Here is a 13,570-nt window from a genome sequence, read left to right as displayed (position 1 = left end):
GTCTCAAAACATTTAAATGATGCCGAAATAAATTCAGCATAAATATTAACGTTTAGAGAACTGGAATTTCTTACGTGCTTTCTTCTGACCGAATTTCTTACGCTCAACCATTCTTGGATCACGAGTTAATAATCCTTCTGGCTTTAATACTGCTTTGTGCTCTTCATTGATTGACACTAAAGCTCTGGTAATAGCTAAACGAATTGCTTCAGCTTGTCCAGTTACACCACCTCCATAAACATTTACTTTGATGTCATAAGAATTTAAGTTCTCAGTTAACATTAAAGGTTGTTGAACTTTATATTGTAAAGTTGGAGTAGTGAAGTAGTTATTTAATTCTCTCTTGTTGATAGTAATGTTTCCATTTCCTTCAGAAACATATACACGAGCAACAGCTGTCTTTCTTCTACCGATTTTGTGAACTGTATCCATTATTTAAGATCGTTAAGGTTAATAGATTTTGGCTTTTGAGCTTCTTGTCCGTGCTCAGTACCAGTGTATACGTATAAATTTCTAAATAACGCGCTACCTAATTTGTTTTTAGGTAACATTCCTTTTACTGCTTTTTCTACTAATCTTGTAGGATCTTTTTCGAAAATTTCTTGCGCAGTAAGCGATCTTTGTCCTCCTGGATAACCAGTGTGACGTAAGTAAGTTTTGTTAGTCCACTTACTTCCTGTTAATTTTACTTTGTCTGCATTAATGATAACTACGTTATCACCACAGTCAACGTGTGGAGTGTAGTTAGGTTTGTGCTTACCTCTAATAAGTTTTGCAACTTTAGAAGCTAAACGACCTAATGACTGCCCGTCCGCATCAACTAAAACCCACTCTTTGTTTACAGTAGCTTTGTTAGCCGATACCGTTTTGTAACTTAATGTGTTCATACACGATTTAGTTTTTGTCTGTTAATAATTTTATTTATTTCCTTAAAAAAGGAGTGCAAATTTACAATTAATTATTTATCTGACAAATAGTAAGTTGCTTTTGTTTTAATTTGTTAAATCGAGATTTTAAATTAACATATTATTAAGAGAATTTGGCGGTACTTTTGAAAACAGATTAAAAAGTACTAATGAGAGTCAGAAAATTACTTCCTTTTCTCGTACTGTTTCTATTTCAAAATGCATTCAGTCAAGAGAATTCGAATACTACTGTAGTTCCGAAGAAGATATACACTACCAAAAAAATGATAACACTCCCAAAGATTGATGGTGTAATTACTGATAAGGCTTGGGATCATTTAGATTGGGGAGGAAACTTTACACAAAAAGTTCCTGATGAAGGTAAAGCGCCCACTTATGATACTAAATTTAAAATAGGTTATGATGAAAAGTATTTATATGTAGCCTTAAGAGCTTTCGATGATGAGCCTGAAAAAATTGAAGAGCGTCTTTCTAGAAGAGATGGTTTTGCTGGGGATAGAATAAATGTTATCATCGATAGTTATCACGATAAACGTACAGCTTTTGTTTTCACTGTAACAGCCGCTGGTGTAAAAGGAGAGGAATTGGCTACTCAAAATGGACAAGATTGGGATGCAAGTTGGAATCCAATTTGGTATACAGATGCTGTTGTAGATGATAAAGGTTGGACAGCGGAAATGAAAATACCTTTAACTCAGTTGCGTTTTGGTAAATCTGAAGAGCAAATTTGGGGATTGAACATCAATAGAACTTTATTCAGAAAACAAGAAAGATCCCTTTGGCAAAGAATTCCAAATGAGGTTTCGGGATTTATTAGTGAAGCTGGAGAGTTGCACGGATTAAAAGGATTGAAGTCGCAAAAGCAATTGGAAATCCAGCCATTTACAGTTTTTCAATATGACACCTATGAGAAGGAAGGAAGTAATCCTTTCAGAGATGGTAGTGATTTTAGTGTTAATGCAGGTTTAGATGCGAAAATTGGAATTACAAATGATTTAACGCTGGATTTAACGGTAAATCCTGATTTTGGTCAAGTTGAAGCGGATCCAGGAGCAATTGCTTTAGATGGATTTCAAATTTTCTTTAATGAACAGCGTCCTTTTTTCGTAGAGAATAAAAATATTTTTGATTTCCGTTTTGCTAATGGGCCAGATAATGTTTTCTATAGTAGAAGAATTGGTAGAGCTCCACAAGGTAGCGTGAGTTTAGCAGATAATGAATTTGCGGATGTTCCTATAAATACAACAATTTTAGGTGCTGCAAAGTTTTCAGGGAAAACAAAAGATGGCTGGTCGATTGGGGTTTTAGAAACAGTTACTTCCAACGAATATGCGGAAATAGATAACAATGGTAATAGGAGAGAGGAACTTGTTGAGCCGTTAACCAATTATTTTGTAGCAAGAGTTCAGAAAGATTTTAATGAACGAAACAGTTACATAGGTGGTATTTTTACATCAACAAACAGAAATCTAACAGACGATTTAAGTTTTCTGAGAAAGAATGCTTACACAGGAGGTTTAGATTTTCGTCATGAATGGCACAATAGAGATTATTATATTCAAAGTAATGTTGTGGCTAGTCATGTTACAGGTAGTAAAGAAGCGATTCAAGCAACACAAGAATCTTTAACGCATTTATTTCAAAGAGTAGACGCAAGTCATGTTGAAGTTGATCCTAATAGAACTTCATTAACAGGTACTGGAGGTCGAGTTTTTGGAGGGAAACGAGGTGGAGGAAACTGGAGATATTGGGCTGGAGTGAATTGGCGTTCTCCTGAGTTAGAGTTGAATGATGTTGGGTTTTTAAGACAAGCAGATGAAATTAGACAGTTTGCAAGTATTCGATACCTATGGCAGGTTCCAACTAAAACATATAGGGATGCAAGTGTTCGATTCCGTCAATTATCTTCTTTTGATTTTGAGGGGAATTATAATCGTATGGAATATAGTCTTCAAGGAAACATCAACTGGATTAATAATTGGTGGACAGAATTAGAATTAGTGCATAAACCAAGAATATTTATCAATACATTTTTAAGAGGAGGGCCAAGATGGCGTTATTCTGAAGAGAATTTCATGGTCTTATTTTTTGGTTCAGATCAGAGTAAGAAGTTTAACTTTAGAACGGGATATATTAAAAGTGGAACAGAACAAAACAATTTCTCTTTTACAAGATATGTATTAGGATTTAATTATCAGCCTTTTGATTCTTTTAGTGCCTCCGTAACAACTGAGTTTACTGAAAATCCTAATAAGACTCAATATGTAGGCGAAGCAGATTTTGGTTCTGTTAAGAGATATCTTTTAGGAAATATCGACCAAAAAACTTGGAGTACAACACTGAGGTTAAATTATAGTATCAATCCTAATTTGTCTATTCAGTATTATGGACAACCATTTATTTCTAGAGGTAGATATAATAATTTTAACTACGTAAATAATTCTATTGCTAAAGATTTAAATGAGAGAGTAACTTGGTATGATGATAATCAAATTCAACAAGCACCAGGAGGAGATTATTTAGTTGATGAGGATAGAAACGGTGTTGTTGATTATCAATTTTCTGATCCTAATTTCTCATTCGTACAGTTCCGTTCTAATTTAGTTGCTCGATGGGAATACATTCCGGGATCTGAGTTATTTTTAGTTTGGGCACAGGGAACTACTGGAAATGTAGATTCTGATAGATCTTTATTAGGAGGATTGAATAATCAAATTTTAGATAATACTTTAGAAAATACATTTTTAATCAAGGCCACATACAGATTCATGTAGAAAGTTATGATTAAAGATAATAAAAAAGCCATCGAAATTTCGATGGCTTTTTTATTTGTATTTTATAATAATTCTATTCTACTTTTTGATCTAGTAAATCAAAGAATTGATTTAAACGAGGTAAAATAATAATTTTTGTACGTCTGTTTTTAGCTTTATTAGCTGGAGTGTCATTTGTTGCTAAAGGAATATAGCTACTTCTACCTGCAGCAATTAAACGCTCAGGAGCAACTTCATATTTGTTTTGTAGTTCTCTTACAATTGCTGTAGATCTTCTAACACTTAAATCCCAGTTATCTTTTAAAGCAGAGTTCTCAGCAATTGGTGTATTGTCAGTATGACCTTCAATCATAACATCCATTTCAGGTTGTGCATTTACAACGGTAGCAACTTTTTTAAGAACTTTTGATGCTTTATCTGTAATTGTATAGCTTCCGCTCTTAAATAATAACTTATCAGAAATAGAGATAAATACTACAGTTTTCTCAACATTAACCTCTATATCTTCGTCATCAATTCCATCTTGTAATTCTTTCTTTAAATGGAAAGCAACAACTAAGTTAAGAGAGTCCTTTTTAGAAGCTGCAGCTCTAATTTTATTGATGTATTTATCTTTCTTGCTTAATTGAGCTAATGTTTCCTTGATGTTATCGTTAGCTCCTTTAGTAAGAACTGTTAAGTTTTCAACTTGTTGAATAGTATTTTCTTTATCCTTTTTCAGTTCTTCGATTCTCGACTCTAAATCTTTTGATCTGTCTTGATACTTATCTTTTTCTACTAAACATTTAGTCAAGTTAGTTTTTACTGTTAACAATTCATCTTTAGTTTGTTCGTGTTTCGCTTTTAATGCTTCAAGTTCTTTATTAGCAGCACAAGACACTAACAAAATAGTGGCTGATACAAATAATACTATTTTTTTCATCATATTTTATAGTTATTGGTAAGATACAAATTTAACAAAATGATTAAACTATGAGGTTATCTTAACGCTATTTTAGCGCAGATTACTTTATTTTTGTTAAATAAACTTAAATCAAACATGTTAAGACAATACCAATTACTTTCAATTTTTTTATTTATAGTTTTTTATGCCTGTAAATCTGAAGAGAAAGATGTTTATTCAAAATTAAGAGGAGATGTTTTTGGTACAACCTATACTATTGTCTATAAAGATAATCAGAATTATCAAGAAGAGATAAATGAGGTCTTCAAAGCTTTTAATAATTCCTTATCTACATACATTCCAAATTCGATAATTTCAAAAGTTAATAATAATGAAGGTTCTGTTATTGTTGATGAATACTTTGTCGAAGCTTTTGAAAAAGCCAAAAGAATTTACAAGGAGACAGATGGTTTTTTTGACCCAACGATTGGTAAGTTAATTAATGCTTACGGTTTCGGTTCTGGAAAAGAAAAGAAGGATTTAATACAAGAAGAAATTGATTCATTAAAAAAGTTAATGGGTTTTGATAAAATTGTTCTTGTTGAAAATAAAGTTCTAAAACCAAATGATATTGAATTTAATGTAAATGCATTTGCTAAAGGTTTAGGAGTTGATGTAGTAGGTAGGTTATTAGAAAGTAAAAATATTCAGGATTACCTTGTTGAAATTGGAGGTGAGATTAGAGCGAGAGGGAAAAGTCCAAGAAATTCTTTGTGGAAAGTGGCAATCGATGATCCTAATACAGATGGTTCAAGAAGTCAATCAAGAACAATTGAGTTAAACAACCAATCGATGGCAACTTCTGGAAATTATAGAAAGTTTAAATTAAATAGTAATGGGGAGAAAGTAGTGCATACTGTAAATCCGAAAACAGGTTTAGCGCAAGAAAATAATTTGTTAAGTGCTTCTGTTTTAATTGAAGGTGATTGTGCTGACGTTGATGCTTATGCTACTGCATTTATGGCAATGGGATTAGAGCAAACAAAAGCTTTTTTAACAAGTCATCCGGAATTGAAAGTAGTATTGTTATATGCTAATAAAGAAGGGGAAATTCTTGAGTTTGCTAATTAATTTTTATAGCAAACAGGCAGGATTTCTGTTTCGTCTAGTGCATATTTTTTCACCAAGTCAGAAGGTATTTTATTTGAGTATTTAATTTCTTCAACTTGAAATCCTGCCGAGCGAAGTTTGTCAAAGTAATCCATGCCGTAAATTCGAACATGATCGTATTGTCCAAATATTTTTGCACGTTCTTTTGGATTCGTAATTGAATCGTCTTCAAAAGTATTTGCTCTTTCAATTTCTTGTGGGACTTGGAAAATTCCATATCCACCAGGTTTCATGACTCTGAATAATTCTTGCATTGCTTTTTTGTCATCAGTAACATGTTCAAACACATGATTACAAAAAATAATATCGAAAGAATTGTCTTCAAAAGGTAAATCGCAAATATCAGCTTTTACATCTGCTAAAGGAGATTCAATGTCTGATGTTAAATAGTCTAAATTATCTTGATGTCTAAATCTACTATAGAAACACTGCTCAGGAGCGATATGTAATAGTTTTTTCTTCTCTTTAGATGTGAAGAAATCCGTTTCATTCTTTAAATACAACCACATTAAACGGTGTCTTTCAAGCGATAATGTAGAAGGGGAAAGCACATTTTTACGTTGTATTTCATATCCATAAGGAAGCATTTTTCTGAACGATTTTCCATCAATTGGATCAGTAAATCTCTTCCCTTTTAACCAAAAAGTTAGGAAAGATCTTACCGGATAACTTAACTTAATAAGTAACGGTCGTGGAATGGTGTTTAATATGGATTGAAAAATAGACAATTTAAAGAACTAAAGGTTGTTGTCTGAATTCATTTTCTTCATCGCTTTCAATACCTAAAGCTTCATAAATGTATTGGAAAGTAGAAAGTAATTCTGGCTTTCCGTCTACAATTGCAACATCATGTTCGAAGTGCGCAGAAGGTTTTCCGTCTAAAGTAGTAATCGTCCAGCCATCTTTATGATGTCTGATTTTTTGTGTTCCCATATTTGTCATAGGCTCAATTGCTACAACCATTCCTTCAACGAATTTTTTTCCTCTTCCTCTTCTTCCGTAGTTCGGCATTTCAGGGTCTTCGTGCATCGTTTTACCAATTCCATGACCAACTAATTCACGAACTACACCATAACCATGTTTTTCTGTAAACTGTTGAATAGCATAACCAACATCTCCAACTCTATTACCCACTTTAAACTCACGAATACCAACGTATAAACTTTCTTTAGTAACGTCTAATAATTTTTGAGTTTCTGGAGCGATTTCTCCTACTGGGAATGTATAAGCATGATCTCCGTAGTAATCGTTTAATATAGCGCCACAATCAATAGAGATAATATCTCCTTCAACTAAAGGAGTGTTATTCGGGATTCCATGAACGACCTGAGAGTTAGGACTCATACAAAGTGTATTTGGAAAGTCGTATAATCCTAAAAAACCAGGAATAGCTCCTTGCTCTCTAATGAACTCTTCCGCTAACTTATCTAAATACAAACTAGTAACGCCAGGTTTTACTTCTTTTGCAAGCATTCCTAGAGTTTTAGAAACCACCAACGCACTTTGGCGCATTAATTCTATTTCTTCTTTAGTTTTTTGTATGATCATAACCTAAAAATAAGAATGCAAATATAGCGTGTATTCCTCAAAAAAGTAAAGGTATCATCCTATTTTTCATAAGCATGTTTGTATCCTTTTTCTGACAGGATTAAAAGCATGTCTTGCTCAAGTGAAGCTCCATCCACTGTATGTTCTACAAATCGTCCAATTTCTTTTCCGTTCTTGTAGAAAATAAAAGTAGGAACTCTTTCAATATCATATCCTTTTTCAATTCCGTTTGCGGTTTTTTCACGATTGACAGTAACTAAATCCAGTTTATTGTAATCAAATCCAGCCTCGTCTAAAATCTTGTAGAAGTTAGGCGTTTCTCTTCGGCTATCATCACACCAAGTTCCCATGAAACCTTTGATGGTAATGTTTTCTAAAAGAGGTTTTAGTTTGTTTACAACGCTTTTATCAGTTTCGTAATACTCGTAGTAGTCATTAAACCATTCGCTTCCATATGGTTCTTGTTGAAAGTCATTTTTAGTAGCATATCCAACCAAATTTCCATCTGCGTTTTTCGTTGCTTTAGGTTTGGTTTGGTTGTTTGCTAATTTTTGACTTGAAGCACATGCGGCTAATACGACTATTGAGACTAATAAAAGTGTTTTTTTCATTTTGAATTTAAACTAACGAATGTTGTGTCATTTCTTCTGGTTGTTCAACTCCAATTAATTTTAAAATTGTTGGAGCCATGTCGCCTAAAATACCATTTTTAATTGACTTCAATTCTTTATCAACTAAAATTAACGGAACTGGATTCGTAGTGTGAGCCGTATTTGGAGAACCGTCTGGATTAATCATTGTTTCACAGTTTCCATGATCTGCAATAACCAGAGTAGTGTAGTCGTTTTCTAAAGCGCTAGTGATAATTTCATTCGCACATTGATCTACAGCTTCACAAGCTTTTACAGCAGCGTCAAAATCACCCGTGTGTCCAACCATATCACCATTAGCAAAATTTAAACAAACAAAGTCAACCTCACCTTTTTCGAGTTCGGGAATAATAGCATCCTTTATTTCGAAAGCACTCATTTCTGGTTTTAAGTCGTAGGTTGCAACTTTTGGAGAAGGACACAGAAGTCTTTTTTCTCCTTCAAATTCTTTTTCCCTTCCACCAGAAAGGAAAAATGTAACGTGTGGATATTTTTCAGTTTCAGCAATACGAATTTGTTTCTTTCCTGCGTTTGCTAAAACTTCACCTAATGTATTTTCAATGTTCTTATTATCGTAAATAACTTTAATTCCCTTAAAAGTATCATCGTAGTTAGTCATTGTAACGTAGTACAATGGTAACTTCTTCAGGTTTTGTTCTGGAAAATCTTTTTGGTTTAAAGCTTGTGTTAATTGACGTCCACGATCAGTTCTAAAGTTGAAGAAAATCACAACATCATCTTCTTTGATTGTCGCTTTTGGTTGGTTATTCTCATCAACCATAATAATCGGTTTGATAAATTCATCAGTCACATTTTCAGCATAACTCTTTTCAATACTTTCCAATGCATTTGTAGAATTTTCTCCTTCACCATTAACTAAAGCATTATAAGCTAAAGCAACTCTTTCCCAACGATTATCTCTATCCATTGCATAATAACGACCAGTAATAGTAGCTAATTCTGCTGACGTCGAACTCATGAAAGTTTTGATATCATTTATAAACCCTTTTCCAGATTTTGGATCAGTATCTCTTCCGTCAGTAAAAGCATGTAGATAAACATTTTCTATTCCGTAATCATCTGCTGCAGTAATTAATCCTTTTAGATGATTAATATGTGAGTGAATTCCACCATCAGAAACTAAACCTAATAAGTGAATAGTTTTATTGTTTTGTTTTGCAAATTCAAAAGTATCAACTAACACTTTTTCAGAAGCTAATGTATTATCTTCAATAGCTTTATTGATTTTTGCTAAGTTTTGATAAACAATTCTTCCAGCTCCTAAATTGATATGTCCAACTTCAGAATTTCCCATTTGTCCAACAGGAAGACCAACGTGTTCTCCGTCTGTTCTTAATTCTGAATGAGGATACTTTTCATATAAAGAATCAATAAAAGGGGTATTTGCTTTGTCAACTGCAGATACTTTTGGGTCAGGTGAAATTCCCCAACCGTCTAAAATCATTAAAATAACTTTCTTGTTCATTAGATTTCGTTTGAAAAGTAAAAGTAGTAAAGATTTAGAACCTAATACTAAAATTTAACGAAACCGATTGCGAGTTTTAATAAGTTTAGAATTTAATTTCTTCTCTAAAATTTTAACTGAATCAAGAAATAAGCAATTCCCATAGCAATTATAGAAAGTCCGATTGCGTTAATAATTAATTTTCTCTTGTTTTCTAATTGTAATCTTTTTCTAATTGAATCTAATTCTTCTTCCGTAGCCTTGTTTTTAAAAACCAAACGGTCTGATGGTGATGAATAATTTGTGTGCTCTTTCATTTTTTTAAAAGCACTTTTTCGTTCTCTTTTGTTGTTTTTTAGACTGCTGATCATAGCAGATACTGATCCTCCAAATCCCATAGCAATTAATTTTGAATTTACTTATTAGTAGGTAAACTGTTAAAAATGTTACGTTTAAAAAGTTGAAGTGTTAATTTTTAAATATGATTTTGGCGTGTCAATTTTATTCGTAAATTTGCACCCCCAAAAAAACAACGTAATGTTTGTGACTTTTTTAGAGGAATTGTTTCAAACACTAGTGTAAGTAAAGAATAAATAAAAGTACAATACAAGATGAAATTATTTAAAATTATCCCTGCACTTGTTTTAGTGTGTTTAAATATTCAGTTTGCCTTTGCTCAAGAGGTTTCAAAGGAAGATAGAAAACAAATTAAAACTCAAGAAGAAGAAATCAGAGTAAACGAAGATATGCTAGTTTCTGGAGTAAAAGGTTTGTCAAGAATCAAAAGTCGTTTAGAAAAAGATAAAAGTAAAAAGAGAATTTCTCAAGCAGAAGTTGAAAGAAAAGAAAAAATTATTAGAAATGTAGAGTCACGCCTTTCATCTCTTCAGAGTAAAATCACAGAGCAAAAACTAGAGTTACGTGATTTTAAAAAGAGTTTAAAAATTAATGTTGTAGAAGAAAGTGATATTGAAGTAGCTGAAAAAGTAGTTATCGAAGATGAAACTGCATCTGATATCAAAGAAAGAGAAGAAAAACTTGAGTTAGCGAAACAAAAATTAGCTCAACAGATAAAGGAGAGTGAGGAAGCTTTCAAAAGACAGCAAGAAGCGCTAAGGAAAAAGAATGAGGAATTATCTAAACTAGATAATAAGTTAAAGGCCGAAAAGAAAGCGATTCAAGATAAGCTAACTGAAGAGAACAGACAGAAGATAATGGAGTATGAAGATGATATTAGTGTAAATGAGGAAATACTTGTTAGCGGAAGAGAAGGTTTAAAAAGAAAGAAAGAAAAGTTAGAGGCAGCTAAGAACGATGGTTCATTAACAAAAGAATCAATAGCTAGACGTTCGTCAGTAATCGAAAGAATTGAGAAAAGATTAAATAATATAGAAAGAGAGATAGAAACTAAAAAAGAAGCTATTAAAAAGCTAAAAGGAGCTTAGTTTTCAAAATTGTTAGAACCAAAAAAGGCTGATATCTACATATCAGCCTTTTTTTATTTACCATACTTTTTAATGGCTTCTTTTATTTTTTGAATTCTATTTTCTGGGTCAGGATGTGTACTTTGAAATTCTGGGGTTCTATTTGGTCCTGCAGCAGCTTTAAGAACCTCCATAACATTAATTAAATATCTTGGTTCGTAACCCGCATCGAGCATTAATTTTACACCTAATTCATCACTTTCTAATTCATCGCCTCTACCATTTTTAAGTAACGTACTTTGTCCAACATTGTTAGCCATTTCTCCTAAATCAGCGCCAACTGAGGCTCCCATTGTAATTAACTTCCAAAAATTAGCTTCACTAATACGCTCATTAGAATGTCTTCCTAAAACATGTCCTATTTCATGACCTAACACTCCCGCTACCATATCTTCACTGATTCTACCTGAATTATCGGTAAGTCTAGAAAGTAAGGCATATGTAATGAATATTTGTCCACCAGGTAAAGCAAAAGCATTTATTGTTCTGTCGTCTCTTAGTAAATGAAATTCGTAATTATATTCAGACTTTTTTGCCATAGAATTATCAACTAATCGTTTACCTATTTTGTCAATATAAACTTGATAATCGTTGTTTGGATGCAAACCTCCGTGTTGATTTGCCATAGCAGGAGCTTGTTGCAGTCCGATAGCAATTTCTTGCTCAGCGCTCAAACTAATGGTCTGTACTTTTCCTGTGTATGGATTTTCCTGACGTTGACTACATTTTCGTAAATAAGCAAAGGCAACAATTATTAAACCAATTAACAGGCGGAATTTCAAACCTCCTCTTCTCATTTCTTCTTATTTTTTGAGTTACTTGTAAAGATACAAAAATGAAAAAATTAAAGGTTATTAATTTTCAAATGAGTATTTTTATGCTTACAAACAACCTTAAGATTTTTAACTTATGAATACTCACTTTGAGCTTAATGAGGTTACTAAGAAGTTGCCAAAACATTTGCACAAGTTTGTGGTAAAGCAGCCTTATGATGAATATACTCCTCAGAACCAAGCTGTATGGCGATATGTAATGAGAATGAATGTTGATTATTTAAGCAAGGTTGCACATGGTTCATACATTGAGGGATTGAAAAAAACAGGTATTTCAGTTGATACTATTCCCAAAATGGAAGGTATGAATAGAATTTTAAAAGAAATTGGTTGGGCTGCTGTGTCTGTTGATGGTTTTATTCCTCCGAATGCTTTTATGGAATTTCAGGCATATAACGTGTTGGTTATAGCTTCCGATATGAGAACTATTGATCATATAAAATATACTCCAGCTCCAGATATTATTCACGAAGCTGCAGGTCACGCACCAATTATTGCAAACCCTGAATATGCGGAGTACTTAAGAAGGTTTGGTGAAATAGGAGCAAAGGCAATTTCATCGGCACGAGATTATGAAATGTATGAAGCTATTCGATTGCTTTCTATTTTAAAAGAGAATCCAAATTCTACACAAAAAGAAATCAATGAAGCTCAAGAAAAAGTGGAATGGTTACAAGATAACATGGGTGAACTTTCTGAAATGTCTCAGATTAGAAATTTACATTGGTGGACCGTTGAGTATGGTTTGATAGGAACTTTAGAAAACCCAAAAATATATGGAGCAGGATTATTATCTTCCATAGGAGAAAGTAAATGGTGTATGCAAGATGCGGTAAAAAAATTACCATATACTTTAGAAGCTTCAAATGTGTCTTTTGATATTACGAAACCACAACCACAGTTATTTGTTACTCCAGATTTCGCACATTTAAGTCTTGTATTAGAACAGTATGCAAACACCATGGGAATTCGAAAGGGTGGATTAAGTGGAATTAATAAGTTAATAGATTCTCAAAGTGTAGGTACTATTGAGTTGTCAACTGGAGTTCAAATATCGGGTGTTTTCACAAATGTTATTACGGATGCTAATAACAAACCTATTTACATTCAAACTACTGGAGAAACAGCTCTTGCTAATAGAGATAAAGAGTTAATTGGTCATGGAACTAATTATCATAAAGAAGGTTTCGGAAGTCCGATAGGAAAGTTAAAAGGAATCAATATTCCTATTGAAAATATGAGTCCGAGAGACCTAGAAGCATACGGAATTTATGAAGGCGAGAAAGTAAGTTTAGAGTTTGAAGGTGGTGTAAAAGTTGAAGGAGAGGTAATTACTGGAACAAGAGATTTAAGAGGAAGAATCCAATTGATATCTTTTAAGAACTGTACCGTTACTTATTTTGATACTGTTCTATTTCATCCAGATTGGGGAATTTATGACATGGCTGTTGGTGTTGAAGTTGTTTCAGCGTATGCGGGGCCTGCTGATGTTAACTCTTACGGTGATATTGGAAAAGTTTCAGAAACTAAAACACACAAAATTAATTACTCTGATTCAGATTGTGAGTTGTATAGTTTATATAACCAAGTTCGACAAATGAGAGAGAATAATTCGGTTACAGAAGAAGCAGTTTTAGGAACTTTTGCTCTAATTCAAGAGAAATTTAGTAGTGATTGGTTGTTGGCATTAGAATTGTATGAGTTAGCAGAAGAAAAAGGATATGAGATTCAGCATGAGATTAAAACATATTTAGATGAACTTAAAGTTGATGAAGAATATACAAGTTTAATCGATGATGGTTTATCTATAATCCATAAAGAACAAGTAGTTTAAAAA

Annotated in this window: 13 protein-coding genes; 4 read left to right on the top strand and 9 right to left on the bottom strand. The window is 32.8% G+C overall.

The genetic code is table 11. From position 1 onward, the window contains the following. Positions 1-45: 45 nt before the first annotated feature. Positions 46-432, bottom strand: a complete 387-nt coding sequence (rpsI, locus tag ACOSP6_RS04455) for a 30S ribosomal protein S9 (RefSeq protein ID WP_422094149.1) — start codon at positions 430-432, stop codon at positions 46-48. Further along, positions 432-887, bottom strand: coding sequence for a 50S ribosomal protein L13 (gene rplM, locus ACOSP6_RS04450; RefSeq protein ID WP_422094150.1), 456 nt, complete (start codon positions 885-887; stop codon positions 432-434). Before rplM ends, rpsI begins: the two co-directional genes overlap by 1 nt. A gap of 188 nt (positions 888-1,075) precedes the next feature. On the opposite strand from rplM, the gene ACOSP6_RS04445 reads away from it, so the two are divergent. Continuing rightward, entirely contained in the window at positions 1,076-3,700 is a 2,625-nt protein-coding gene (locus ACOSP6_RS04445; RefSeq protein ID WP_422094151.1) for a DUF5916 domain-containing protein, read from the top strand. 73 nt (positions 3,701-3,773) lie between these two features. On the opposite strand, the gene ACOSP6_RS04440 is transcribed toward ACOSP6_RS04445, so the two are convergent. After that, complete coding sequence (locus ACOSP6_RS04440) at positions 3,774-4,625, bottom strand: OmpA family protein (protein ID WP_422094152.1); 852 nt, start codon at positions 4,623-4,625, stop codon at positions 3,774-3,776. Positions 4,626-4,739: 114 nt separating this feature from the next. On the opposite strand from ACOSP6_RS04440, the gene ACOSP6_RS04435 reads away from it, so the two are divergent. Beyond that, the gene (locus tag ACOSP6_RS04435; RefSeq protein WP_422094153.1) at positions 4,740-5,714 is read left to right on the top strand and encodes an FAD:protein FMN transferase; all 975 of its coding nucleotides are present in this window, start codon (positions 4,740-4,742) and stop codon (positions 5,712-5,714) included. On the opposite strand, the gene ACOSP6_RS04430 is transcribed toward ACOSP6_RS04435, so the two are convergent. The 5 genes from ACOSP6_RS04430 to ACOSP6_RS04410 form a co-directional block, all read right to left on the bottom strand. After that, entirely contained in the window at positions 5,711-6,481 is a 771-nt protein-coding gene (locus ACOSP6_RS04430) for a class I SAM-dependent methyltransferase (protein WP_422094154.1), read from the bottom strand. The genes ACOSP6_RS04435 and ACOSP6_RS04430 overlap by 4 nt on opposite strands. Before the next feature lies 1 nt (position 6,482). Further along, entirely contained in the window at positions 6,483-7,301 is an 819-nt protein-coding gene (gene map, locus ACOSP6_RS04425) for a type I methionyl aminopeptidase (RefSeq protein ID WP_422094155.1), read from the bottom strand. Positions 7,302-7,360: 59 nt separating this feature from the next. Beyond that, positions 7,361-7,912: a thioredoxin family protein gene (locus ACOSP6_RS04420; protein WP_422094156.1), complete on the bottom strand. Its 552-nt coding sequence runs from the start codon at positions 7,910-7,912 to the stop codon at positions 7,361-7,363. A gap of 7 nt (positions 7,913-7,919) precedes the next feature. Next, complete coding sequence (gene gpmI, locus ACOSP6_RS04415; RefSeq protein WP_422094157.1) at positions 7,920-9,437, bottom strand: 2,3-bisphosphoglycerate-independent phosphoglycerate mutase; 1,518 nt, start codon at positions 9,435-9,437, stop codon at positions 7,920-7,922. A 104-nt stretch (positions 9,438-9,541) separates the two neighbouring features. Beyond that, positions 9,542-9,814 (bottom strand): hypothetical protein, encoded by a 273-nt coding sequence (locus ACOSP6_RS04410; RefSeq protein WP_422094158.1) that lies wholly within the window; start codon positions 9,812-9,814, stop codon positions 9,542-9,544. A gap of 213 nt (positions 9,815-10,027) precedes the next feature. Between ACOSP6_RS04410 and ACOSP6_RS04405 the strand changes: the two genes are divergently transcribed. Next, on the top strand, positions 10,028-10,861 hold the full coding sequence (locus ACOSP6_RS04405; RefSeq protein ID WP_422094159.1) for a hypothetical protein: 834 nt from the start codon (positions 10,028-10,030) through the stop codon (positions 10,859-10,861). A gap of 53 nt (positions 10,862-10,914) precedes the next feature. Here the strand turns inward: ACOSP6_RS04405 and ACOSP6_RS04400 are convergent, their stop codons facing one another. Continuing rightward, positions 10,915-11,697 carry a M48 family metalloprotease gene (locus tag ACOSP6_RS04400; RefSeq protein ID WP_422094160.1) on the bottom strand — a complete coding sequence of 261 codons (783 nt, stop codon included), beginning with the start codon at positions 11,695-11,697 and terminating at the stop codon, positions 10,915-10,917. Between the two features lie 112 nt (positions 11,698-11,809). Here ACOSP6_RS04400 and ACOSP6_RS04395 point away from each other — a divergent pair, with 112 nt between their 5' ends. Further along, complete coding sequence (locus ACOSP6_RS04395) at positions 11,810-13,567, top strand: aromatic amino acid hydroxylase (RefSeq protein WP_422094161.1); 1,758 nt, start codon at positions 11,810-11,812, stop codon at positions 13,565-13,567. Positions 13,568-13,570: the final 3 nt, after the last annotated feature.

This window comes from Tenacibaculum sp. MEBiC06402, from assembly GCF_049239625.1.
Lineage (GTDB): Bacteria > Bacteroidota > Bacteroidia > Flavobacteriales > Flavobacteriaceae > Polaribacter.
This window is presented reverse-complemented; position numbering and strand designations above follow the sequence as displayed.

Coding starts and splice junctions, on each gene's coding strand:
- ACOSP6_RS04420 (WP_422094156.1), bottom strand. CDS start 7,912: ATGAAAAAAACACTTTTATTAGTCTCAATAGTCGTATTAGCCGCATGT.
- ACOSP6_RS04440 (WP_422094152.1), bottom strand. CDS start 4,625: ATGATGAAAAAAATAGTATTATTTGTATCAGCCACTATTTTGTTAGTG.
- ACOSP6_RS04445 (WP_422094151.1), top strand. CDS start 1,076: ATGAGAGTCAGAAAATTACTTCCTTTTCTCGTACTGTTTCTATTTCAA.
- ACOSP6_RS04410 (WP_422094158.1), bottom strand. CDS start 9,814: ATGGGATTTGGAGGATCAGTATCTGCTATGATCAGCAGTCTAAAAAAC.
- ACOSP6_RS04400 (WP_422094160.1), bottom strand. CDS start 11,697: ATGAGAAGAGGAGGTTTGAAATTCCGCCTGTTAATTGGTTTAATAATT.
- rplM (WP_422094150.1), bottom strand. CDS start 887: ATGAACACATTAAGTTACAAAACGGTATCGGCTAACAAAGCTACTGTA.
- ACOSP6_RS04395 (WP_422094161.1), top strand. CDS start 11,810: ATGAATACTCACTTTGAGCTTAATGAGGTTACTAAGAAGTTGCCAAAA.
- ACOSP6_RS04435 (WP_422094153.1), top strand. CDS start 4,740: ATGTTAAGACAATACCAATTACTTTCAATTTTTTTATTTATAGTTTTT.
- map (WP_422094155.1), bottom strand. CDS start 7,301: ATGATCATACAAAAAACTAAAGAAGAAATAGAATTAATGCGCCAAAGT.
- rpsI (WP_422094149.1), bottom strand. CDS start 432: ATGGATACAGTTCACAAAATCGGTAGAAGAAAGACAGCTGTTGCTCGT.
- gpmI (WP_422094157.1), bottom strand. CDS start 9,437: ATGAACAAGAAAGTTATTTTAATGATTTTAGACGGTTGGGGAATTTCA.
- ACOSP6_RS04405 (WP_422094159.1), top strand. CDS start 10,028: ATGAAATTATTTAAAATTATCCCTGCACTTGTTTTAGTGTGTTTAAAT.